Annotated in this window: 20 protein-coding genes; 11 read left to right on the top strand and 9 right to left on the bottom strand. The window is 48.6% G+C overall.

Going from position 1 to position 23,095, the window contains the following annotated elements; all coding sequences use genetic code 11:
- Nucleotide 1 precedes the first annotated feature (1 nt).
- The 9 genes from BM231_RS20820 (at nucleotide 2) to BM231_RS20775 (ending at nucleotide 9,525) form a co-directional block, all read left to right on the top strand.
- The gene (locus BM231_RS20820) at nucleotides 2-1,048 is read left to right on the top strand and encodes an LLM class flavin-dependent oxidoreductase (protein WP_093522438.1); all 1,047 of its coding nucleotides are present in this window, start codon (nucleotides 2-4) and stop codon (nucleotides 1,046-1,048) included.
- Entirely contained in the window at nucleotides 1,048-2,514 is a 1,467-nt protein-coding gene (locus BM231_RS20815) for an aldehyde dehydrogenase (RefSeq protein WP_093522511.1), read from the top strand. Before BM231_RS20820 ends, BM231_RS20815 begins: the two co-directional genes overlap by 1 nt.
- A 110-nt stretch (nucleotides 2,515-2,624) precedes the next feature.
- Complete coding sequence (locus BM231_RS20810; protein WP_063310423.1) at nucleotides 2,625-4,298, top strand: BCCT family transporter; 1,674 nt, start codon at nucleotides 2,625-2,627, stop codon at nucleotides 4,296-4,298.
- A 108-nt stretch (nucleotides 4,299-4,406) separates the two neighbouring features.
- Nucleotides 4,407-5,858 carry an NAD-dependent succinate-semialdehyde dehydrogenase gene (locus BM231_RS20805; RefSeq protein ID WP_093522436.1) on the top strand — a complete coding sequence of 484 codons (1,452 nt, stop codon included), beginning with the start codon at nucleotides 4,407-4,409 and terminating at the stop codon, nucleotides 5,856-5,858.
- 14 nt (nucleotides 5,859-5,872) lie between these two features.
- A complete protein-coding gene (locus BM231_RS20800) occupies nucleotides 5,873-6,250 on the top strand; it encodes a carboxymuconolactone decarboxylase family protein (protein WP_093522434.1) in 378 nt (125 codons plus the stop codon).
- 170 nt (nucleotides 6,251-6,420) lie between these two features.
- Complete coding sequence (locus BM231_RS20795; protein WP_093522432.1) at nucleotides 6,421-6,969, top strand: thioredoxin family protein; 549 nt, start codon at nucleotides 6,421-6,423, stop codon at nucleotides 6,967-6,969.
- Between the two features lie 93 nt (nucleotides 6,970-7,062).
- Nucleotides 7,063-7,893, top strand: a complete 831-nt coding sequence (locus tag BM231_RS20790; protein ID WP_093522431.1) for a site-specific integrase — start codon at nucleotides 7,063-7,065, stop codon at nucleotides 7,891-7,893.
- 210 nt (nucleotides 7,894-8,103) lie between these two features.
- Nucleotides 8,104-8,547: a hypothetical protein gene (locus BM231_RS20785; protein WP_093522429.1), complete on the top strand. Its 444-nt coding sequence runs from the start codon at nucleotides 8,104-8,106 to the stop codon at nucleotides 8,545-8,547.
- A gap of 672 nt (nucleotides 8,548-9,219) precedes the next feature.
- A complete protein-coding gene (locus tag BM231_RS20775) occupies nucleotides 9,220-9,525 on the top strand; it encodes a hypothetical protein (protein ID WP_093522424.1) in 306 nt (101 codons plus the stop codon).
- Nucleotides 9,526-9,915: 390 nt separating this feature from the next.
- Here BM231_RS20775 and BM231_RS20770 read toward each other — a convergent pair whose 3' ends face one another.
- The 4 genes from BM231_RS20770 to BM231_RS20755 all read right to left on the bottom strand — a co-directional run bounded on the left by BM231_RS20770 (nucleotide 9,916) and on the right by BM231_RS20755 (nucleotide 14,611).
- Entirely contained in the window at nucleotides 9,916-10,398 is a 483-nt protein-coding gene (locus BM231_RS20770) for a hypothetical protein (RefSeq protein ID WP_093522422.1), read from the bottom strand.
- Between the two features lie 383 nt (nucleotides 10,399-10,781).
- Nucleotides 10,782-11,783, bottom strand: coding sequence for an ABC transporter substrate binding protein (locus BM231_RS20765; protein ID WP_093522420.1), 1,002 nt, complete (start codon nucleotides 11,781-11,783; stop codon nucleotides 10,782-10,784).
- Nucleotides 11,776-13,782, bottom strand: a complete 2,007-nt coding sequence (locus BM231_RS20760; protein ID WP_093522508.1) for an MFS transporter — start codon at nucleotides 13,780-13,782, stop codon at nucleotides 11,776-11,778. Before BM231_RS20760 ends, BM231_RS20765 begins: the two co-directional genes overlap by 8 nt.
- A 55-nt stretch (nucleotides 13,783-13,837) precedes the next feature.
- Nucleotides 13,838-14,611: a hypothetical protein gene (locus tag BM231_RS20755; RefSeq protein ID WP_159437977.1), complete on the bottom strand. Its 774-nt coding sequence runs from the start codon at nucleotides 14,609-14,611 to the stop codon at nucleotides 13,838-13,840.
- Nucleotides 14,612-15,212: 601 nt separating this feature from the next.
- Between BM231_RS20755 and BM231_RS20750 the strand changes: the two genes are divergently transcribed.
- A complete protein-coding gene (locus tag BM231_RS20750) occupies nucleotides 15,213-16,136 on the top strand; it encodes a LysR family transcriptional regulator (RefSeq protein ID WP_093522416.1) in 924 nt (307 codons plus the stop codon).
- A gap of 84 nt (nucleotides 16,137-16,220) precedes the next feature.
- Here the strand turns inward: BM231_RS20750 and BM231_RS26885 are convergent, their stop codons facing one another.
- Nucleotides 16,221-16,655 (bottom strand): hypothetical protein, encoded by a 435-nt coding sequence (locus BM231_RS26885; RefSeq protein ID WP_139226381.1) that lies wholly within the window; start codon nucleotides 16,653-16,655, stop codon nucleotides 16,221-16,223.
- 1,850 nt (nucleotides 16,656-18,505) lie between these two features.
- Here BM231_RS26885 and BM231_RS20730 point away from each other — a divergent pair.
- The gene (locus BM231_RS20730) at nucleotides 18,506-18,709 is read left to right on the top strand and encodes a hypothetical protein (protein ID WP_139226380.1); all 204 of its coding nucleotides are present in this window, start codon (nucleotides 18,506-18,508) and stop codon (nucleotides 18,707-18,709) included.
- 801 nt (nucleotides 18,710-19,510) lie between these two features.
- Here the strand turns inward: BM231_RS20730 and BM231_RS20725 are convergent.
- The 4 genes from BM231_RS20725 to BM231_RS20710 all read right to left on the bottom strand — a co-directional run bounded on the left by BM231_RS20725 (nucleotide 19,511) and on the right by BM231_RS20710 (nucleotide 23,046).
- A complete protein-coding gene (locus BM231_RS20725) occupies nucleotides 19,511-20,839 on the bottom strand; it encodes a TRAP transporter large permease (protein WP_093522406.1) in 1,329 nt (442 codons plus the stop codon).
- Nucleotides 20,836-21,375, bottom strand: coding sequence for a TRAP transporter small permease subunit (locus BM231_RS20720; protein WP_093522404.1), 540 nt, complete (start codon nucleotides 21,373-21,375; stop codon nucleotides 20,836-20,838). The genes BM231_RS20725 and BM231_RS20720 overlap by 4 nt, the downstream gene beginning before the upstream one ends.
- Before the next feature lie 77 nt (nucleotides 21,376-21,452).
- A complete protein-coding gene (locus BM231_RS20715; protein WP_093522402.1) occupies nucleotides 21,453-22,472 on the bottom strand; it encodes a TRAP transporter substrate-binding protein in 1,020 nt (339 codons plus the stop codon).
- Between the two features lie 43 nt (nucleotides 22,473-22,515).
- Entirely contained in the window at nucleotides 22,516-23,046 is a 531-nt protein-coding gene (locus tag BM231_RS20710) for a gluconokinase (RefSeq protein ID WP_093522400.1), read from the bottom strand.
- Nucleotides 23,047-23,095: the final 49 nt, after the last annotated feature.

Below are 23,095 nucleotides of genomic sequence, written 5' to 3'. Positions count from 1 at the left end.
CATGAAATTTTCACTTTTCATCCATCTTGAGCGCATTTCCGCCGATGAGAGCCAGCAAAAGCTCTATGACGAGTTTCTGCAGCTTTGTGAGATTGCAGACAAAGGCGGCATGCATGCGATCTGGACTGGTGAACACCATGGCATGAACTTCACCATTGCGCCGAACCCTTTCATCAACCTTGTAGATCTGGCACGGCGGACCGAAAATGTACGTCTTGGAACAGGAACTGTCATCGCCCCTTTCTGGCATCCAATCAAGCTGGCTGGCGAAGCAGCTATGGCGGATATCATTATGGATGGCCGTCTTGAGCTGGGTATTGCTCGTGGTGCCTACAGTTTTGAATATGAACGCATGATCCCGGGCCTTGATGCGTGGGAAGCTGGTCAGCGCATGCGCGAGTTGGTTCCTGCCGTCAAAAAGCTCTGGGATGGCGATTATGCTCACGAAGGTGAGTATTGGCAGTTCCCGAAAACAACGTCTGCACCACAACCAATGCAGGATCCGCACCCACCTGTCTGGGTTGCTGCGCGTGATCCGAACTCCCATGATTTCGCTGTGGCGCATGGTTGTAACGTGCAGGTTACGCCGCTTTGGAACGGGGACGATGAAGTTGAAAGCCTCATGGAGCGCTTCAACGATGCTTGTGAGAAGAGCCCGTCCGTTCCACGCCCGAAAATTATGTTGCTACGCCACACCTATGTTGGTGGTGATGAAGCGGATGTTCAGCAGGGTGCTGAAGAGGTCAACCGTTTCTACAACTACTTTGGTGCATGGTTCAAAAACGAACGCCCAATCACTCAGGGTCTTATTGAGCCGCTCAGCGACGAAGATATTGCGAACCACCCGTTCTACAGTGCAGAGCAGATGCGTACCAACAATGTGATCGGTACCTCTGAAAAAGTCATCGAGCGTCTAAAGCACTACGAAGACCTTGGCTACGATGAATACTCATTCTGGATTGATAGCGGCATGACGTTTGAGCGCAAGAAAGCCTCTCTTGAACGCTTCATCAATGAAGTGATGCCTGCTTTCCAAAAGGATGCATGATGAAACGCTTCCAGCACTATATCGATGGTCGTTTTGAAGATGGCTCAGCGCAATTTCAAAGTCTGGACCCGGCAACAGGCCAGCCTTGGGCAGAAATGCCCGAGGCGCGGACTGAGGATGTAAACCGTGCTGTTGCAGCAGCTGAGCGGGCTTTCTTTGATCCTGCCTGGAGCAGCCTGACCGCAACACAGCGCGGCAAGCTGCTTTACAAACTGGCAGATCTGGTTGAGGCGAATGCGCCTAAGCTGGCACAGTTGGAAACGCAGGACACCGGGAAGATTATCCGCGAAACATCTGCCCAGGTGGCGTATGTAGCGGATTACTATCGGTATTATGCTGGCTTGGCAGATAAGATTGAAGGGGCTCACCTTCCAATCGACAAGCCGGACATGGAAGTCTGGCTACGCCGTGAACCTGTTGGCGTGGTGGCTGCCATTGTTCCATGGAATAATCAGCTGTTCCTGTCCGCGGTTAAGATCGGCCCAGCATTGGCTGCCGGCTGTACGTTGATCGTGAAGGCATCAGAAGAAGGGCCTTCGCCTCTTTTGGAGTTTGCCAAGCTTATTGAAGAGGCTGGTTTTCCCAAAGGTGTGGTCAATATCATCACCGGATTTGGTGCTGAATGTGGGCAGGTGCTGACATCGCATCCGTCCGTGGCTCATGTCGCGTTTACTGGTGGACCAGAAACGGCAAAGCACATCGTGCGCAATTCTGCGGAAAACCTTGCCAGCACGTCACTTGAGCTGGGCGGAAAATCTCCATTTATCGTGTTTGAAGATGCTGATATCGACAGCGCCGTAAATGCACAGATATCCGGCATTTTCGCAGCGACAGGCCAAAGCTGTGTTGCAGGTTCACGTCTGATAATCGCAAAGAGCATCAAGGATGAGTTTCTTGCTCGTTTGAAGGCCAAAGCTGAAGCCGTCGTCATCGGGCATCCGCAGGATATGGCAACAGAGGTTGGCCCTTTGTGCAGTCAGCGCCAGCGCGATCACATTAATGCAGTGATCAAAGCTTCCGTTGAGGCTGGTGCGACGGTGCTGACCGGTGGTGTGGATTGCGATCGTGACGGCTTCTACTTCCCACCAACCATTCTGGATTGTTCAGAGGTGCCGAATGCTCCTTGCGTGACAACCGAGTTGTTTGGCCCAGTGCTTTCTGTTCTTACCTTTGAGACAGAGGCTGAAGCCCTGCAGATGGCGAACGATACAAAATTTGGCCTGGCTTCCGGCATCTTCACACAAAGCCTGACGCGGGCACACCGTATGGTGAAGGGTATTCGCTCCGGCATCGTGTGGGTGAACACCTATCGCGCAGTTTCCCCTGTCGCTCCGTTTGGTGGCCAGGGACTTTCCGGTCATGGCCGTGAAGGCGGACTGCAGGCAGCCTTGGATTACACAACAGTCAAAACAGTTTGGTTGCGCACCTCTGATGATCCGATACCGGATCCATTCGTTATGCGCTGAGAACAGGGAGAACCCCATCCGTAGCTCCTGTTCAGCAGGGGCTGGAGATAAGCCGGTGGTGAAACCCGGCATGGACACAATGTCCGATTAATTTAGCCTGGGAGGGAACTATGGCTATCGAAAAAGAGCACATTCAGAAAGATCTGAATGTTGCCGAAACGGGGCTCTTTAAGGGCTTGCACAACGGAATGTCGATCGCGGCCAAGGCTATGGTTGCGGCATTTGTTGTGTTCACGATTTTGAATGTTGATTATGCTGGTGAGCTGTACGGGGCGGTACGCAGCTGGGTCGAAACAGCGCTGAGCTGGTACTACATCTCCTCAGTCATGATCATCTTCTTCATTTGCATTGGCTTGATGGTCAGCCGATTTGGCTCCATCCGTCTGGGCGATGATGATGCACGTCCGGAATTCAGCAACTTTGCATGGTTTGCAATGCTGTTTTCCGCAAGTGTATCCATCGGCATCATGTTCTTTGGTGTTGCTGAGCCGTTGTTCTACTTCGACAACTCCGCTGGTTGGGGTTACCCGAACAACCCGTTTGCGGATATGGCTGGCCACAATGAGATGAACATGGACCGTGCAGTTGATGCGGTTCGCGTGACCAACTTCCACTGGGGTCTGCATGGCTGGGCGATTTACACCATCACCGGTCTTTGCCTCGCATACTTCTCATTCCGCAAAAAGCTGCCGCTGACATTCCGTAGCGCGCTTTATCCGATCCTTGGCGAGCGCATCTATGGTCCGGCTGGTCATGCTGTTGATCTGCTTGCTGTGTTTGGCACCGTATTCGGCATCGCGACGTCCATGGGGCTTGGCGTAAACCAGATGGCACAGGGCCTGAATGTGCTGTTTGGTGTTGATCCGGGCACTCTTACCCAGATTGCTCTGGTTATTGGTATTTCCATCATCGCGACACTGTCTGCTGTCTCTGGCATTGGTAAGGGTATTCGTATTCTTTCCGAGTGGAACATTGCTCTTACACTGCTGTTGATCCTGTTCTTTGTGGTGGCGGGTCCATCTCAGTGGCTGGCAAGCTTCTTCCTCACATCCGTTGGCGATTACATGTCCCACTTCCTGTCCATGGGCTTCTGGACCGCAAGTGAACCGGGCGATGTAAAATGGCAGGGCGGTTGGACCATGTTCTACTGGGGCTGGTGGCTTTCCTGGGCACCATTCGTGGGCATGTTCATCGCACGCATCAGCCGCGGTCGTACCATTCGTGAGTTTATGTTCGGCGCTATGCTTGTGCCAACCGTGATGGCCTTCCTCTGGATCACCATTTTTGGCGGCAACGCACTGTTCATCGAAATGAATGCACCAGGCGGTGTTGGTACTGCAGGTCTGATTGATACCGTCAACAGTTGGAACCTTGGTGGCGCGCTCTATGGCACCATCGAGCAGATGACCTCTAATGGCACAATCAGCTGGTTGATTGCAGCACTCACCACCTTCTTGCTGGCGACATGGTTTATCACGTCGTCCGACTCCGGCACTTTGGTTATCACGACCATCCTGTCTATGGGCAATGCACACCCACCTAAACAGCACCGTGTGATCTGGGGTGTTGCTCAGGGTGTTGTCGCTGCGGCGCTCTTGTTGGCGGGTGGACTATCCGCTCTGCAAACAGCTGCTATTGCGGCTGCCTTGCCGATCAGTGCTCTTGTGGTTCTCATGTCATGGGGAATTGTGAAGTCGCTCATGCAAGATTCAAGTGCGGTGAGAGACCCTCATGAAGAGGTTGCTCCGGACGGGACTGCGCTGGACCGTGAACTGCGAGCCTAATCCGACTTAACGGAAAATGAACGGAATGGGGGCCACATCTGGTCCCCATTCTTTTCCGGCGTGATGACTATGCCGATGTGACAACAATGAAAGACAAAGGGTGTCGCCATGGACCTGAAGCTGAACAACCCAAGCCTGTTGCAATCCGGTGCATATATCGATGGCAGCTTTGTTTCGCGCCAGAAAACCTTTGCAGTCAACAACCCCTCTACAGGTGAACTGATTGCCAATGTTGCAGATTGCTCGCGCTCTGATGTGATCGATGCCATCAACGCCGCGAAGACTGCGCAAAAAGCATGGGGCAAGCGCACAGGCAAGGACCGCGCGCAGGTTCTGAGACGCTGGTTCGACTTGTTGATTGAGAATGCTGATGACCTCGCGGCTATCCTGACCGCAGAAATGGGGAAGCCAGTTGCAGAAGCAAAAGGTGAGATCCTTTACGGCGCCAGCTTCATTGAATGGTTTTCCGAAGAAGCAAAGCGTGTTTACGGAGATACTATTCCGGGCCATCAGGAAGACAAACGTATCATGGTGATCAAGCAGCCTGTTGGGGTTGTTGGTGCTATCACGCCATGGAACTTCCCCAATGCCATGATCACCCGCAAAGCTGCGCCTGCACTGGCTGCTGGTTGTGCCATGATTGTAAAACCTGCTGCAGAAACCCCTCTCTCCGCGCTTGCTTTGGCATCGCTGGCCGAGCAGGCAGGCATCCCGAAAGGCGTGCTAAGCATCCTTCCATCGACGGATGCAGTCGCCGTTGGTGAAGAGCTGTGCACCAACGACATTGTCCAAAAGATCAGCTTCACTGGCTCCACAAATGTTGGCCGCATTCTCATGCGTCAAAGTGCTGACCAGATTAAGAAGCTCTCCCTGGAACTGGGCGGCAACGCACCGTTTATCGTGTTTAATGATGCGGATCTGGATAAGGCCGTTGAAGGTGCACTGATTTCCAAGTTCCGCAACGCTGGCCAAACCTGCGTCTGCTCCAATCGTATCTATGTACAGGATGGTGTTTACGATGCTTTCGCCAACAAACTTGCAGATGCAGTTCGTAATCTGAATGTTGGAGATGGATTCCAGTCCGGCGTAACCATCGGGCCCCTCATCACAGAAGCCGCTGTTCAAAAAGTGGAATCCCACATCAAAAATGCACTCGAAAACGGCGCTAGTATTGTGTGCGGTGGTGAGCGCAGTGACAAGGGCGGCACCTTCTTTGAGCCAACCGTTCTTACCAATGTGACGAGTGAGATGGACGTGGCAAGAGAAGAAACCTTCGGCCCGCTCGCCCCACTGTTCCGCTTCAAGGAAGTTGATGAAGCTATCGCAGCAGCGAACGATACTGAGTTCGGCCTTGCCTCCTATTTCTACAGCAATGATCTCTCCACAGTCTACAAAGTGGCGGAAGAATTGGAGTACGGCATGGTTGGTGTCAACACGGGCCTGATCTCCACTGAAGTTGCACCGTTTGGAGGCGTCAAGCAATCCGGCCTTGGCCGCGAGGGCTCCAAGTACGGCATCGAAGATTATGTTGAGATGAAATACATCTGCATCAGCGTTTAAGAGAGAAAATGATAATGTCTGACCGGTTTGAAAAAGGCCTGAAACAGCGTAAATCCACCCTTGGCGCTGAGTACGTCGAAGCCAACCTGGCAAAGGCGGATGACTTCAATCGTCCGTTTCAGGAAGCCATGACCGAATGGTGCTGGGGTTTCGGCTGGGGAGATGATGCTATCGATGCACCAACTCGAAGTCTGATGAACCTGGCCATGATCGGTGCTCTCGGAAAAATGCACGAATGGGAGTTGCACTGCAAAGGCGCACTGCGCAACGGCGTCACCAAAGAGCAAATCCGCGCCGCCTGCCACATAGTCGCCATCTACGCCGGCGTCCCCGCCGGAGTAGAATGCTTCCGCAGCGCACGGAAAGTGCTGGAAGAGGCGGGTGAACTTTAATCGGTGTTTGGCAAAAGTTAGTGCTTTGCTTTTGGTACATACTGAAATTGGATAAGAAAACCGCACCTCGAGAGTGCAAGTATGAACTCATAGGTTGGTTGTTCTAATAGACATTCCAAACCAATCTATGAGAACCTTCATCCAGATAAGTTATCTAAAAGGATGGCATTGTGCTTTTGAATACTCCTGTTTGTGACTTTGGTTGGAAGGCGCCGGATTTTACGCTTAAAGACCCTGATGGAAATAGTTTCACTATGTCGGAGTGTGTTGGTGATAAGGGGCTCTTAATTGCTTTTATTTGTAATCATTGCCCTTATGTGCAGGCGGTTGGTGACCGTTTAGCAGCAGATACCAGTCTGCTTATTTTTGAAGGATTTGGGGTCTTAGCGGTAATGTCCAATGACTATCATTCGGTTCCTGCAGATGCTCCGCGTAAGATGAAGGACTTTTCGCAACTTTATGGCTTTGAGTTTCCTTATCTGGTTGATGAAGACCAAGTAGTAGGAAAGACATATGGCGCAGTTTGTACGCCAGACTTTTTTGGTCTCAACAATAAAGGTGAGTTGCAATATCGTGGCCGTTTGGATGATGCAGGGTTTCACGATCCGACCGGACGCAAAACTGAGCTTTTGGACGCGATGCAGCTAATCGCAGAAACAGGTCGAGGGCCTGAAGAACAGATCCCAAGCATTGGATGTTCGATCAAATGGTCAAATTAGTTCCATAAGGTTGAATCTGCGAAATAGAAGTGCCAGCTACGGTATTTTTGATCGGTTCAAATACTTCTTAGACTCGACGGTGAGCGCTTGCCAATGGTTGTCGACGGCAACGGTGTGCCCACCCACTATTCGACCTGCCTGATCCTATCAAAGCGCGCCAAGCATTTGGCGTCATCAACCCTCGAAGCTTTGGCTTGGGATCTGATGCATCAGGGCCTGAGCTTTATCCCTGCTCAGTTTGACGTCAATGCCAGACTTGAAACTGGAGATCTCCTGTCAAGCTTTGACGTTGCAACCCTCGCTGAAAACTGCGGTGTAACCATCAAAGCACTACGACGTTTCAATTCTACTACTGTTGCTGAGATCCGCCGGGGGTTGGGATTTTCTCGAGCTGATGTCATTGCAAATGCGAAGAAAAACGGGCATCTCAGTGCCCTCGTAGATTACATTGATCTAATAGCAAGGATTGGTGAAAGCGCGTTGTCTGGCTCCAAACGCTCCAAGCAGACAATTGAGCGCAAGCAAATGCTTAATTGTCTTCGCGAGCACAAGGTTAAGATGCGCTCATCCAGAGTGCGGTCAGCATTCTCCGAGACTGAGTTAGCGTCATTCGTCAAGTTCATCGCTAATGGTGCCCCTTCAGAAATTTGGCAAAATGTAGCGCACTGCCAAAGAAACTGGGCGCTGGTAAGTCCCTTAGTAACAACAGGAATGAGAGAAGGAGAAGCGCTTCAGTTAAAGGTTGATGATATTGATCTTCAGAGAATGACGGTCACCATCGGCAGACGGCCGGATGATCCCGAGGACCCACGCAGAAGGGAACCTAACGCCAAAACCGCAGATAGAGTTATTCCGATTTCCGATCGATTGGCTACTATTCTGGAGGGCGACCAGCCAGTGGCAAACTTGTGGATCGGATCGTGAAGGATCTTAATCTGCATGCCCTGCGTCATGCCTAGGTTCAAGAGCTAACCAATTGGGCAATCGTAGAAAACATTAAAAGCGGGCAACTTGACCGTATAGCGAATTATCTTGGTGGCTGGAGTTACTTGAGCGCCAGTGCATCAAAATATCGTGGCGATCAGCTCACGCGAATTGCTTATGAGGCAGGATTAAGAGCGGAAGAAGAACGTAATGGATAAGACAATAGAAGCTTCCCTCGCCCAGTTCCACCATTCGGAGCACGCGGTAATTGCTTATGGAGTGAGCTTTAACCCCAAAGAGGATACTTGGCCGATCCATATTCTCGGAGATAGGAAGCATCTGCATTTTCAAAGCTTTAGAAAACTCACAAGTGCTCCACTTTTTACGAAAATCAAGCGAGTGTTTCGAGTTTTGGCGGAAACTAGAAATTCGCATACCTGCTACTCAGCATTGCGAACAGTCGTAGCTTCAGCACAATCCCATCACGACCAATTTAATTTGTCTATGGCAGCAATTTCCTGCGAGGTTATTATCATGGTGCAACAGCAGCGCTCAACAGGTGTCGCAATGAGGAAGGCCTTAATTAAACCATGGATGGCATACGGAGGGAATTTGATTGAGGAAGATGTGCTTGATTTCATTGCATTTTTTTAAGTCATCAAGGTGGCCCTAGATGACGCATATAGCTCGGGCACCTTATCCCTCAAGGATTATACTGTGTTGAGGATGTTTTGCGGCATAGGATTAAGACCAGTTCAGCTCTTGGTTATGAAGGTTTGTGACTTCCGTTCAGACAATAGTGGATACTTTCTGCGAGTTCCAATGGCAAAACAAAGAGGCATCCCTGAGTGAAGGATGTTTATGCCATGGAAACGCATCTCCCGACGCCTAGCCACGTTTTACAGATGGATATCCATGAAAATGTTAAACTGAGGTTGTCCAAAGGTGTACCACTTGCAGAGGCGCTATTATTCCCAAAACCGCGCAGACCAATAGATGGTACTAGTTATTGTAATTTTCGCATGCTCTTTCGTATCTACCAAGATTCTTTAGGCTCGACGCCACTGATTAGCCCAATCACTGGTGAGCTGATTAAAGGTAATCCTCGCCGGGTTCGGCATACCTTGCTCACAATGCTTGTCATGGTTGGTTGCGCTGCAGAGGTAATTGCAACCCACGCAGGTCATGCCAGCCCTCAGAGTTGACAGGCCTATGTTGATGCGAGTGTTGACCATTTCCAACTTATGGAAGAGCATGTTGGTGCGGCTTTTATACCGATTGCCGACCGTTTCATGGGGCGTATCGTCACGGCATCGGAGGATCAGAATGTGTGTGAAACCCTCCTCCTCGCTTTTGCATGATGCTGAGCTCACAGAAATAGGGTCCTGTGAAGCTGGCGGATGCAATGCCTTGGAGACTGGTGCTGCACCATTTGCTTGTTACTCGTTCCGGAAATTCCGGATCTGGGCCGATGCCCCTCATGTGCTGCTGCTGGACTACCTGATCGAAGAACAAAACCGCCTTCAGGACCAGGGCCACTCAGCGGAGGCTGAGACACTAACGCAGCCCATTATTGCTATTTCTGACCTTCTTGAGGCAATCCGTATACGCGAAGCCCAAGTCTATGGCTGAGATCATTCGCTTCACGCCTAAATCTGATCATGGCGACCAGAACCTCAGGGACTATATAGAGGCTGCCAAACGTCTTCCCTTCCTTAAGCCCTATGAGATCACTTGGGAGAATGACCTTTGTTGCTGCTTGTTATGAGGAGGACGAGGATGAATGCGGGCTCTTTTGGAAAACACTTCAGTAGCTAAAATGTAGAGCAAACCACGAATATGAGACTGAGTGAGCTACATGACGTGCTAAAGGCGGCGATGTTTCTCATAGAGTGAAATTTGATAAAGTTGCCGGCTTGGCTTTATTGCGAAGCTTCACCTCTAAGCATATGGATCCTGTAGAATAATGTGGTACAGTTCTCTGTTCACAGAGTGAATGTAATTTACCGCCCAGCTCAAGCCCTAGACAATTGTGGCACAGCCAAGCGCATAGGCCAGTGCAGTGTGCAACTCAGCTAGAAAATAAACGCTATCCCCACGCATCCTGCTAGCCAAAGTAAGTCCCAAGTAGCTGCTAAATCCTTCATTTACCAGCACTCTCATTCCGCCTACGAGAGGCAAAACAACAAGGAGAGCAAATAGCAGTGTGATTAATAGGCGTAGAAACCAATGGTGCCGTTTGTTGAGAAATCTGCGATTTTCTATAAAATAAAGTAGGATGAGCTTTCCAAAAACGGCAATCAAAAGCCCCTTACCCCAGAATGCATAGAAGCGCGTGTAGCTCGCCGCGTCGATCTCCTCTGTCTTTTGCTCGAAAAACCCAACTCCCAACAAGAATTGAAAAGCACCTAAAGCCAGAATTGCCAGGTAAAGATTTGAGATAGCTTCCTGATTTGAATATTGTAATTTGAAAACTGCATTGCTTACCCTTCCTCTAGTATCCAACTTCTCAGCAATTTCATTTGCAGAAAGTAATTAGGCCTTGGACTTTCACAACAGAAAGAAATTGAAGGACTTATTGCAAAAAGCAATGAAACGTAGGAGGGGGAATGCGGGGTCTTTTACAAAACACTTCAGTGGCTAAAATGTAGAGCAAATCGTGAATATGCGACTGAGCGAGCCGCATGACGTGCTAAAGGCGATGTTGGTTGTCATCAACACCAAGTGAACAGATCAACTAGTTGAGTAGGAGCGAGCAACTGGAAAAATGCAAGGACTGCCAGTCATGCAGCTGAGACGCGGGGCAAAGACATTCGGCGCAGATCATTTGGAAATATGCTAACCCACAGCCTGTCAGGGCCACAAATGCTAATCAGTTAATACAATTGTCATTGAACAATCTTTGCGATGCTAATGATCGACAAGGGAGGGTAGAGGCTCAATCGGTTTGCGGCTTGCATGTTTACGAGCACCGAAAATCGCTCAAGAGCCTTGACTGATAACTCCCCAGGCGGCTGCGCTTTAAATAGAATTTGGTAGGCTTGCGAAGCTGCTAATTTGCCCACATTTTTGTAACTGTTAGAAACAGACATAAGGGCCATACCATCACGAACCATTTGTTCATATGCGCTGAAAACCGGGAGGTTTTCTGATATCGCAGCTTCGGTGTAACTTCGTCGGTTTTCGAGATTAAATGAGCTGGATCCCACATACAACGCGTCTGCGTCTAAGGCTTTGGCCTCGGCAATTTTGAGCGGAATTTCTGCTGGATCTGCGCGATCATCTGCGCCAAGACTATACTCAAGAGCAATGACTTCAAAACCCAGTTGATCTGAAAGAGCTGCCAATTTCTGAGTGTTCTGGCGCGAGTTAACTGCATTAGGCTCATTAATAACTGCAAGGCGCTTTATGGGGTGGTACTCAAAAATGTGCTTGAGCTGAACTGTCTCATTTACACGATTGTGCACGCCGGTTACCAAGAGCCTACCTGAGGTTTCATGGTCTACGATAATGCCTGCGCGAACCGGGTCTGCGACAATCATAAAAAGGGATGGGATGTCACCCAAACCTGAGCCTGTACCGTAATCGTCAATCGTGCCAATGAGAGAACGAGTGACTGTTGTTCCCCAGGTGATAACAAGATCAGGTCGCTCTTTAATTAGCCGTTGCTTCACTTCCGGCAAGAGGCCTTTGTCTTTCGCCACGTCAGTAACGGTCACATTTACAGGAAGCTTTCTGCTCTCGAAGTAATGAGTGAAGCTTCTGCAAGCCTCTTCACAGCCTCGCCAAACAACCATGTGTACCTGATAAGGTTCCAGGACGTCCTCTCGGGCTCTTGTTGCCCCTGTCATTACAACAAGGGCGGCAATGATGAGCATCACTTTAGGCATGAACTTGCACCTCCTGTTTTGAGGAGCGTGAGACCAGAAGCATTATGATTCCCGCGCTAATAATCGCAGCACCCAGAAATGCGGCAACAGTGGTGTACTCTTGCTTTACCAGCAGTGCCGCCACGATAAGTGGACCAGCAGCGCTGCCGACACGCTCGAACATACGAAGATAACTCAGCGCACCGGTTCTGCTAATTTGCTGGTCTTTCTCGACTGCTTCCATTACCGCAACCATAATAGGAGCCTTGATGAAGGCATGGGCGAGGCCTACCAAAGCGACCACGATAAACACAGAGATAACGTTTGTGTTTTGGTAAAGAGCCAGCAGAGCCACTCCTGATGCAATTGTTGCATATGTGATCACTGAAAGATTTTTCCCAAGCTGATCAGAAAGACGAGAAGCCAGTGGGCTAATTGGTATAATGATCAAGGAATAGGCCATCATAATCCGGCCAATCTCAGATTGACTGGCATCTAAGCTCGCCAGATAGATCGGAACAAAGAAGTAAAGGAATCCTGTGAGGACGATTTTGGTCGGAATTGCACAAAACATTAGGATTGCCACAAACTGCGTGTTCCCTATGAGCGTTATGAACGGTTTACCTGCTTTTGACGCTGTTGAGGTGGCTTCGGACTTGAGGCTTGGCAACTCGGTCTGCAGCATTCGCCATCCCAGAAAACCTGCAAGGACCATAAGACTGATAGCGATTACGAAAACTGGCTTGTAACCAATCCAATCGGCCAAAATTGCACCAATTGCAGTTCCACACATGGTGGCTGTCATGGTAACGCCTACATAGGTTGCCATTGCTTTTGCGCGGCTCCCTTCTTCTGCGACAGCAGCAATATAACTCTGGCAACTGATTGTAATAATCCCGTAACCGATTGCCGTAATCGAACGAGCAATAACAATGTCATTTGCGTCTTGTGCTAAAATACAGAAAATATAACCACCGATTGCAGGTATCAGACCAGCGAGGTAAAGTTTTTTATTGCTGAAACGTTCGATAAGTTGTCCTGAAAACGGTGAAATGATAGCGACGACGATCATGAAGGCTGAAATTGGCAACCCCATCATGATGTCTTTCTCAAACCAATCGTTTTCACCGTAATACTCCATGGAAAAAAACGGTAGAAACGACTTTTGAAGTTCATCAGCTAAGCAAAATACAAAAAGCGGTATCCGTGCATCCGTAACAGATGCTTTATTACCGTCTTCAACACGATACAGTTTGTATTTCTTAGCGAAAGCGCGCACCTCATCCTGCGCTATATGTTTTGTCTGCAGTAGCTGCTCAAGTGTTTTGCGAATTTTTTCGTTTTGCCGGTTCATCGCTGCAATGAACCGACCGGCCCAATCTTTACGATCAGAACCATGATATGTGCCCAAATGCCCTTCGGCACATTTTACTATGGCTGTTTCAACAAGTCGAAATGGCACTGTTATGGTTGAATTGACACAAACAACCACGACTTCAACCGCGATCAGACATGCTGCCAAGAGAAGAACAAATGTATCAAGAAAGATACTGGTGAGCTGGCTATTGACGTAGTTCTCATCCAAAGTTGTTTGCACTCGAGCAACAGTAGCGCCGTTCACAACTACATCCGTTAAAACCGTCTGTTTCCTATTATCAGAACCAAAAATAAAGGTTCCTAACTTTGAGATGGAGTCGAGAGTTTGCTGAGCAAGTAAAATAGCTTTACTTTTGGTACTCTCTATCTCCAGCAGGCGTGTCTCACTCTCTCCCAAATGCACGGAAGAATTAGCAGCAGCAATTGAAATGCCACTTATTTCTCTGTGTTCTGCAGTTAGATCAGTGAGGTATTTGCTCACCCCTCTAATTTCAGAGAACGGAATACCAATCTCACTAGCATATTCCAGATTTTGCTTGACGGACTCGCTTACGCTACGTGCCTTAGCAAGCAAGAATGGGTTTAGGCCAGAGTTAAACTCGGCCAGAGTAACAACAACACTCAAAAATGCTGCCAGCGACATAGCAACTGACATAGTAAGCAAAAAATGCCTTGCGAACCTTGAAAACATCATCGCGTCAACTTTCCTCAAGCCGATCGCTCAGTTTGGTAACTGCGCTGAGTTTGGAGATTTTCGAAAGATCAGTTAGTGCAGTTTCCTGCACCTTCTTGCCCTTCGATATCTGCTTTTGCAGCTCATCAGAACCATTGGGATCAAGAGTTCCCAAATTCGCCTTACCAGACTTCCTGAAAAAGTATTTTGGAGCATATAGCTGGAACAAGGAGAAAAGGCTTACTGAAGCCGCAACGATTGCAAAAATACCCAGATACTTAAGTGTGAGACGGGACCATGTGTCTCTCACCTCTGCTGATAGCTCTTTAGTATGCTCTGAGATTAGGATAGCTCCCATGATGGAGTTTGAAGAATCTCTCAGAATACGGCCAGCGTACAGATACTCTCCGCTTTCACGCGTTATGGTTTTATCATCACTCGTCAGAACTCGAGGTAGAATCTCATGCATATCCTCGCGCAAGACATTGCGATCTCCAGATTGAGCCAAAATGGTGCCCTGAAGATCAAAGAGAAGAATTTGATGTATCTTTGGGTCACGTAAGCGTTCGCGCTCGACCAACGCGTTTAGATCGGATATTTCGTGCATACTAAGGCCGACAGCCTCCGCGCGCCGGATAACCACATCAATAGCGTTTGCTGTCACTTGCAACCGAGATGACGTTGCCTCGACGACCAGTGTTCGAAACTTAAGCAAGCTTAAAGCACTTTGGAGCGCAAGCATGACTGCAATAACTGCAAGCGCCGAAACAACAACTCGCAATCTAATACCAGAGATCATCTGAGTATCCATAAAATAAATTCTCTAGTCTTACCGCCGCATGTAAACCGAATCTGCGACGTTCGCTGGATTTTCTGTTTGGAAGGCGGGTCCGAAGCACTGCGGCTCACGGGGCGTCGTCGTGGTTCTGTGGAATAGTTGTGGCGCCAATCAGACAAGCACCACCTCTGGCTCTAATTAAGGTAATTAGTGTTTCTTTGGAGTTTTACTTGCCTAATAAATGAATTAATCTATATTTTAAATTTAAAAATAGGGCATCTAACGAGGGAATACATTATTACTACATCTTTCATGCTAATTTTGATAGGTTACTACTTAATAACATCAAAATTAAACGCAGTATTATTGACATCTACTAACAGCGAATATAGATCTCAGTCCGAAATGCACACTATCGCAACCTCGAGTTAAACACAGAGATTAAATGTAACGCGGAATGCGGTCTCTCGTTACTTATCATCACTCATTACATTCGGTTCGTTCCATTTCCATTTTGCGCTCTAGTAAAACTACGGACAGTGAGTAAGCAACTCATTAGGCCACCGCAACAAAAAGAAATTGAAGGTCCTATAGCTATAAGCTATGAGGCGGAGGAGGGTAATTGAGTACATTGACCATTCAGAGACTTGAGATCTTTCGAGCAATCTATGAGAATGGAAGTCTTACTCAGGCAGCGTCAGAGCTTAAACTTGCGCAACCTACCGTTAGTAAGCATATCAGTAATTTTCAACGGACATTGGGATTTGACCTCTTCGTCAATGAAAAGGGGCGCCTGCGACCAACCGTAGAAGCAGATGCGCTCTACCAAGAGTGCAAGGATATGTTTGATCAGCTGGAGCATATTGATCAGTCTGTTCAATCACTGCGTCGCGGTAGTGAGCAAGTCCTCAGGGTGATGATTGTTGTGCCTGGAGCGCAACTGCGCCTCTTCAGTGATGCTATCCGGGCTGTGAGAGATCGTTGGCCAGATATTAATCTGATTGTTTCTGTGGGAGGGCGGGATACTCAGATTTGGAAGCTGCGCAGAGGGGAAATTGACCTTGGAATAGGAACTCCTAAGCTGCCCCATCCAGATATTGAAAGTGTGGTTTTGACCACCTTGCGGATGGTGGGCATCATGCCAATTACGCATGAACTTGCAACTCAGAAGAAAGTTTCAGTATCCGATTTTGGCAAATACCCGAGCATTTTACCGTCAGAATCTACATTGTATGGTAAGCTCATTTTGAGAACCTTGGAGCATGTGGGTGTCGTTCCAGATACCAGGATCAGCGCGGATGCGCCCAGCCAACTGCCATTACTTGTAGATTCATTAGAATGCTTAAGTATTCTTGATATGATAACAGCCTTCCATCCACCTAAAGATGCCGCCATCAAAGTTTTACCGTTAGATGTGTCCATGGACTACAACGTCTGCGTCAATCGGATTCAGGGCCGTGTTCTTACACCGCAAGCCGAGTTCTTAATTGAGAAACTTCGCGAAGGGTTGGCACAGGAAAAGCAGTTCATGGAGCGTCAGCTTTAAGGTTGCGGCCTGATTTTGTACATGAACTCAGTGATTTGAGTGGAAAGGCGGCGCAAGATAAAGACGCCGCCTTTAAGATACTTATCACTCAGCACAAGGCTCTAGGCAGAGTTGGTCATCTTCTCTGCAATAACCTGGAACGCATTGCGGACCGCCATAGCCAGCCGGAGGATTGGAGGCGCAGGTATAATCTTTTGTAAAGGTGGTTCCTGTGTAATTTAAGCTCTCCAGACAGCTCTCGGTTGTCTTTGTCAGGAATTGGAAAAGTGCGCGATTGCTGGCCTGCTTGTCTGGATTACAAATAGCAGTAAAGGTCTCTGTCACAGAACGAGATAGCGCCGTTTGGAAATTCTCTGACAATGCAAAACTCACCGATACCTGTTCGCTGACCTTTCCACCAGCGCCAAGAACCTCAAAACTCTCCTCTACAGATTCTGTGACCGTGGTCGACCACTCTACCGTCGTAGACCAGGTATTAGTACGTGTGGTGCGGTAGCAATAGTTTCCGAAATCGAGCATCCCTTACCGTTACAGGATCCAACTTTAGACCATTGCCCAAATGTACTGATTGCCGACGGTGCTACGGCCATCCAATAACAACGCTTGGTTTTGTGGATCGGATTAGTCCCAAATGTCTCATTGTTGCACGCATAGGTGTTGGTCGCTGCATGTACAAAGCGCCAATCAAATTTATCGTCGATACCATAGCGCATGAGAACTACATCCCCCACTTGGGGAGCGCAGCTTTGTCCTTGGGTAGCGCATTCTGTAAGTGTATCGTTTTCTGACAGTGTGTAGTATGCATTCTGGCTATACTGGCACACTTTGGTGGTGCCATCGCTTGGATTGTAATTGAAGTAGTCGTTAGTGCACGCGACTGACTGCTCACCGTCACCTGACATCACGGTGTACATCCACCTGTTGCCACTGCCATATCTAATCCTGTGCATCTTGCCTGTATAAGGCAGTTTGAACGTTTCGCCTTGGTTTGCGACGTCAACATAACTGTTTTCAGAGGCAACATTCAGTAAGTTAGTGGTAGTGTACGCGCACTTCTTGTTCTTACCGTCGGACGGATTACCCCAAAAATTATTACAGGAAATTCTATTTAAACCTTGGGTGAGGATGTAGGTGTAATTGTCTCCTTCACCGTATCGCATTGTGATGACGCCATCACTGTCAGGGTAGCAGTGTTTGCCTTCGTCAGCGCAGTTCACCCAACTCGGAGTGCACGTCTGATCTGCCTGCTGGGAAATAGGGGTGGCTTGTACGGAGATGGTGCCCAAGGTTTGAGTTACGAGCACAATGCTCGCAACAGTCAAAAAAATTCGTAGCACAGGGTAATCCTTTCAAGAAAACATGCTAACTGTAAAATGGCGCAAGCTACGTTTCGTAAGCACGAAGTAGGGTGGGCCGTTCCAGTTTTTGAAGATCTGTTTAACTGAAGGGAAGGGACTGCTTATTGTTAACAATAAGATCCAAATATCGCCGCCCTTAAGTAATACTACAATGAAAAATATATTTATGTTACATTAGTCACAATACAAATAATTTTAATGCTGCATTTCTATGAGCTATGCGTGATTTACATAGCTTAAAATATTAATCTACATAATCTTATGATATTATAGCTATTTATTATTTAAATAAACAAAATATATACTTAAAATGTAATGAATTTTACTGTGATGCGATGAAATCGTGATTTAAAAACAAATAGAGAATATTTTGGGAGAAATGCCAAAGTAATATGTAGAGGCTCCTCAGAACTATAGATAGGGCCACTCCTGCAAGCGAAGTCATTGGGTACTTCTTCGTTTCTTGGCGACAAGGGGGTGTCATCAAGTTGCTAACTGGCATTTCTCCCAAGCCAAAGCTAATCGCTCAGGCTAATACTCTTCTCACTCCGATTAAATTTAGCAATAACAGAACCTGGATCTGTGCTTATCATTTTGATGTCATCGGTGATTAAGTATTTGAACAACAATATGCTTACAACGCAAAAAAATTATGTGTCACTTTGCTTTAGGCTATACGGTAAAGTTTAAGTTTGAATGTTTTGGTGTTGAGCAAGGACTGCGTGACCGGAACGATGTGCCAAATGCTGGGCTTTGGCATTCAACAAAATTTGACAGAGACGATGCAGGCAACGCAGTTAAGGTCCTGGGGTTTGCAGCGGTTGAAATTTTTTATTCCCGATTTATGGACTGACTACAGAACACCATCAATCGCGTCCTGATGCCACCGAAGCGGGCTCTCTTTCTTTTACTCAGGACAGTCTGATTGAGGAAGGTGAAGCTCGGTCTGTACTGAAAGATGTGGTTTCAAATCCGCATTATAATGGCCGAGGCGTACACTCCAAGCGGCAAGTGACCGAAAAAGACAACCGAAACTCGTTTGGTGATGTGCGTAACGTCTTGGCGCAGCGTGCAAAAAATGAGTCAAAAGGCGATGCTGCATTTGCGATTATCGAGCTGGGCAAGCAATGTAAAACGGTCATCAGAGCTGAAAAACAGGGCAACTTAGACAGTTCAGTTCTGGGAAGGCTGCGTGAACTGGTTTCTAAGACCTAACATACACTCTCTAAATTCTCTGCTCATCACAGCACAAGTGCGCGAAAGCTGAAGCCTATGAGGTTTCATGAATTTTATCGCATGAAGTGTCTGAGTTTAAGCAGTTTGATCCTCCTTTGATGACTGAGCCCAAGCTAAAGAATTTGCATGAGTTAGAGTTGCTGAAGACCCACCTTACAGCAGGATTGGAATTAACTATTCCTGCTGAGAGACGATCTAAAATGCCGCTAGACGATGTGTTGGTGAGTCTTTATTATCTGACTGGTTAACAGATTGAAGTGCGAGATGCTATTTCTCAGTTGAAAGAAAGTCAGGCAAAAAAGAAGCTTATCAATAAACTCATAGCGAGTAAGATCTCGCTTGGTTGCCTGTGGTAGAAGAAGCACTGCAAAATTTTGAGGCGACGCATCCGCGAGTTGTAAGCAGCTGGTGCCATGAGGCTGAATTGCATACCAAAGTTAATTCAGAAATTGCGCAGAAGACTGGGAGAAAGTTGAGCATTTGCAGCCTGAGCTGGAATGTTTGTCTGAAGATCTAAAATCTATGCTCTCGTTGCTTGCTCCAGCTCCCACCGACAGATCGTTTGAGTGCTTTGAGAGAGGACTATTCCAAGAAGTTGGCACTGTAGATATGCTGCTTCGTGTAGAGCGGGAATGGGTGATCTAGCAAAAAGAAATAAGAGGGACTGCAGATAACAGACGAGACAGCAGTGTGTGATTGCCTGAAGACCTTAAGCTTAAACAGTAAAAGAGCCTGCGGTGGTGGCCGCAGGCTCTTTCTTCAGCGTGGTTATTGTTGTTGTTAGCTGACTGCAATGCCGGGGAAGATGATCAGCAGGGCCACGGCGACAATCTGGATCATGATGAACGGCAGTAGTGCCCTGAAGATTTCGCCCAGACTTATATCGGGCGGTGCCACACTCTTCAGATAGAAGGCTGCGGGGCCGAATGGTGGTGACAGGAAGCTGACCTGCATGTTCATGGCAAAGACAACACCGAACCAGATTGGGTCGTAACCTAGCTGTGAAACGATTGGTACGAAGATCGGCATGGTAAGCAGTGCGATGCCAACCCAATCCAGGAACATGCCAAGCACGAACAGGATGAGCATCATGAACAGGATCACGATGGTTGGATCATCCGAGATGCCTGTGATCAGGGCCTGAACGAAACGAATACCGCCCATCAGGTTGAACACACCAACCAGTGCAGAGGCCCCTACTCCAATCCAGACGATCATTCCGACGGTTGAAAGTGTTTGCTTGGCCGCTCCCATGATGAGCTTAACTGAAAACTCACGGCGAATGATGGTTGAGATAGTTACGCCGAGCACGCCGATTGCTGAGGCCTCGGTTACACTCGCGATACCGCCATAGATGGAGCCGAGAACGAATACCACAACGAGGATCGGGAGAAACAGGCCTTTAAGGAGGCGCATTTTTTCCGCGAGCGGGATCTCACCAGCTTCCGGAATTGGAGCGACTTCTGGGTTGGAATAAGCGCGGATCAGAATATAGGCGGCGTACATGCCTGCAAGCATCAGGCCCGGGAAAAACGCTGCCGTGAACAAATCGCCGATGGAAACGCTTGCTGTTAGACCATAGATGATCAGCACGATGGATGGCGGGATCATTGTCCCCAGAGCGCCACCTGCACAGCATACGCCAATGGCAAGTTTGCGGTCGTAGCCGAGGCGCAGCATCTGTGGCAGGGCGATCACGCCAAGCAGAACCACCTCACCGCCAATGATGCCGGACATGGCGGCCAGAACAACAGCCACAAGAAGCGTCTGAATGGCGATGCCACCGCGCAGACGTCCGCCGACGAGCCGCATGGCATCAAACAGGTCCTTGGCTATGCCCGATCGATCAAGGATCGCTGCCATGAGCACGAACATGGGAACCGAGACGAAAACGAAGGAGTTTACAAAGCTGAAGATGCGGCTGACGATCAGCGGCACAGCGCCCGGGCCAAACCAGCCGAGTGCGAAAATGAGTGCGACAAGCAGTGTGACGAAAGCAAGAGGCATGCCCGTCAGCAGCAGCAGAAGCAATGAGCCGAACATCAGAACCGTAGCCAGCTCGATGCCCAGAGCTTTAAAATCCGGGATCAGGACGAGTAAATCGGTCATTTTTTCTTAGCGTAGTTGACGGCCAGAATTGCAAATTGCAGGCACATGAGAATAAGGATGCCAAGTAGGAACAGCTTTAGCAGACCAGGTGTTGGCGGGTTCCATGCTGAGCCGGAGGTCTCCAGACGAAAATCGCCCGCAGGAGTCCAGATTGCGCGTTTTACAACGAGCCAACCTGCCCAGGAGAACAAGGCACTGGCGAGCGCACAGGCAATGGAAATAGCAACGTTAAAGATACGTCGAAGCTCGGGAGAGAGTGCATCGTAAATCAGAACCACACGGATATGTTTGTTTGTCGATGCGCAGTAAAGACCACCAAACAGGAATGTTGTCGCCGTCAGGAAGATGACGGTTTCGTGGGCCCAAATGGTTGGTGAGTTAAACAGATACCGCATTGCGACTTCAAAAATCAGAATTGCCGCAGACGATACGATTGCAAGTGAAAAGAGTGTGCTGAGTTTTACTATTATGCGCCCGAACAGACCCGCTTCAGGTATGGCTCTTTGGCCAGCGTCTTTTTCTTCGTGATCTGACATTCACCCTGCCTCCCCGCTAGGTACCGAACCGTCGGGGAATTTGACGGTCCGGTATGTTTCACGCGATTTAAATCAGCTTACTGAGCAAGCAGACCTTGCTCTTTCAGGTAAGCGGACAATACCGCGTAAACGCGTTTTGCGTTCTCTGATTTCTCAGCAACTTTTTCCCACTGAGAGCGTGCGATTGCACGGAACTTAGCGCGTTCTTCTGCAGACCAGTTGTGAACGGTGATGTTTGGATCTGCAATAGCTTCTGCCACTGCAACAGCATCACGCATGGACAGCTGAGCAGTCATGTCACGTGCGAAGTCACGAACAGACATTTCCATGATAGCCTGAATGTCGGCTGGCATGCTGTCCCATGTTGCTTTGTTCATGGAAACTTCAACCAAAGGCATGGAGTGGAAGCCTGGGTACACCGGATGACCTGCTACAGCATGCATGCCCTGCTGGTGGTTGGTTGAGAACACAGTGTAATCTGCTGCGTCGATCACGCCTTTATCCAGCGCGGTGAACACTTCAGAACCTGGCAGGTTCACAGGTGCTGCGCCTGCTGCAGCAAATACGTTCTGTACCAGACCTTCTGGTGCACGCATTTTCACGCCCTTCAGGTCATCAACGCCGTCCAAAGGAACCTTGGAGATGAATGCTTCAAGGCCAGGAGTGGTCGCACCGATGAACTGAAGACCATATGGGTTCAGCAGTTCGTTCATCAGCTGCTTGCCGCCACCGTACTCCATGAAGTTGAGCATTTCGGATGGAGAACCGTATGCGCCAACTGGGTTTGCGATCAGGCCGAAGGCAGCATCTTTACCGGTGAAGTAAGAGGTGTCAGTGATGTGACCGTCAATGATGCCTGCTGCAACAGCGTCCTGAGTTTCAGTGTGCTGAACGATTGTGCCAACTGGCAGCATTTCAACATTAACGCGGTCGTTGGTAAGAACGCCAACACGTGCTGCCCAGGCCTGCTGAAGTTCAAAGTTTGGGTTGCCAGCCGGATCAGAAGACTGGAAACGCAGAGAATAATCTGCTGCAAGTGCCGTTGTGGCGGTGGATGCTGCAATGACTGCTGCAGCTGCAAATTTCAAAAACTTCATACTCACAGTACCTCCCTGAAGAGTATTCGATGTATTGGCGGCCTTAGGCCACAGTTTCCGGCATGATTTGGCGCAAAATTTGATTGATGATATCAGTTTTAGCGCCACTCACGTCGACGTTGATGTGCAGCTCGTCCAAAGATGGAGGCTGCAGGATTTCTAACTGGCTGTCGAGTAGCTCAAGTGGCATGAAATGATCCTGCCGGTTGAGCATTCTTTCGCGAATGATATCTTTTGGTCCTGAAAGGAAGATAAAACAGGCATGAGGCAAATAAGTGCGGATGATGTCACGGTAAGACCGCTTAAGGGCAGAACACGCAACAACAACAGCAGGTGTTGCTTCTTGTTTGTTTAAGTCAACAATCGCTTGCGAAAGATCATTCAGCCAAGGCCGGCGCATATCATCCGTCAACGGATGACCCCGGCCCATTGCTTCAATATTGCCTTCAGGATGAAAATCATCGGCCTCGACATAGGTTGCCGGTAAACACGTAGCCAATGCGCGTGCCACTGAAGTTTTTCCGACGCCACAAACACCCATGACGACAAATACTGATTTTTTATAGTCTTCCACGGCCCTAGTTTTCCTCCTGAGAGAATTTGATCATAAATGATTGCGCAAT

Origin of the sequence: Pseudovibrio ascidiaceicola (genome assembly GCF_900114245.1) — a bacterium.
GTDB lineage: Bacteria > Pseudomonadota > Alphaproteobacteria > Rhizobiales > Stappiaceae > Pseudovibrio > Pseudovibrio ascidiaceicola.
Note: the sequence above shows the minus strand (reverse complement) of the source record. Positions and strands in the feature narration are given on the sequence as shown.

Coding starts and splice junctions, on each gene's coding strand:
- BM231_RS20820 (WP_093522438.1), top strand. CDS start 2: ATGAAATTTTCACTTTTCATCCATCTTGAGCGCATTTCCGCCGATGAG.
- BM231_RS20815 (WP_093522511.1), top strand. CDS start 1,048: ATGAAACGCTTCCAGCACTATATCGATGGTCGTTTTGAAGATGGCTCA.
- BM231_RS20810 (WP_063310423.1), top strand. CDS start 2,625: ATGGCTATCGAAAAAGAGCACATTCAGAAAGATCTGAATGTTGCCGAA.
- BM231_RS20805 (WP_093522436.1), top strand. CDS start 4,407: ATGGACCTGAAGCTGAACAACCCAAGCCTGTTGCAATCCGGTGCATAT.
- BM231_RS20800 (WP_093522434.1), top strand. CDS start 5,873: ATGTCTGACCGGTTTGAAAAAGGCCTGAAACAGCGTAAATCCACCCTT.
- BM231_RS20790 (WP_093522431.1), top strand. CDS start 7,063: ATGGTTGTCGACGGCAACGGTGTGCCCACCCACTATTCGACCTGCCTG.
- BM231_RS20785 (WP_093522429.1), top strand. CDS start 8,104: ATGGATAAGACAATAGAAGCTTCCCTCGCCCAGTTCCACCATTCGGAG.
- BM231_RS20775 (WP_093522424.1), top strand. CDS start 9,220: ATGTGTGTGAAACCCTCCTCCTCGCTTTTGCATGATGCTGAGCTCACA.
- BM231_RS20765 (WP_093522420.1), bottom strand. CDS start 11,783: ATGCCTAAAGTGATGCTCATCATTGCCGCCCTTGTTGTAATGACAGGG.
- BM231_RS20760 (WP_093522508.1), bottom strand. CDS start 13,782: ATGTCGCTGGCAGCATTTTTGAGTGTTGTTGTTACTCTGGCCGAGTTT.
- BM231_RS20755 (WP_159437977.1), bottom strand. CDS start 14,611: ATGATCTCTGGTATTAGATTGCGAGTTGTTGTTTCGGCGCTTGCAGTT.
- BM231_RS26885 (WP_139226381.1), bottom strand. CDS start 16,655: ATGCTCGATTTCGGAAACTATTGCTACCGCACCACACGTACTAATACC.
- BM231_RS20725 (WP_093522406.1), bottom strand. CDS start 20,839: ATGACCGATTTACTCGTCCTGATCCCGGATTTTAAAGCTCTGGGCATC.
- BM231_RS20720 (WP_093522404.1), bottom strand. CDS start 21,375: ATGTCAGATCACGAAGAAAAAGACGCTGGCCAAAGAGCCATACCTGAA.
- BM231_RS20715 (WP_093522402.1), bottom strand. CDS start 22,472: ATGAAGTTTTTGAAATTTGCAGCTGCAGCAGTCATTGCAGCATCCACC.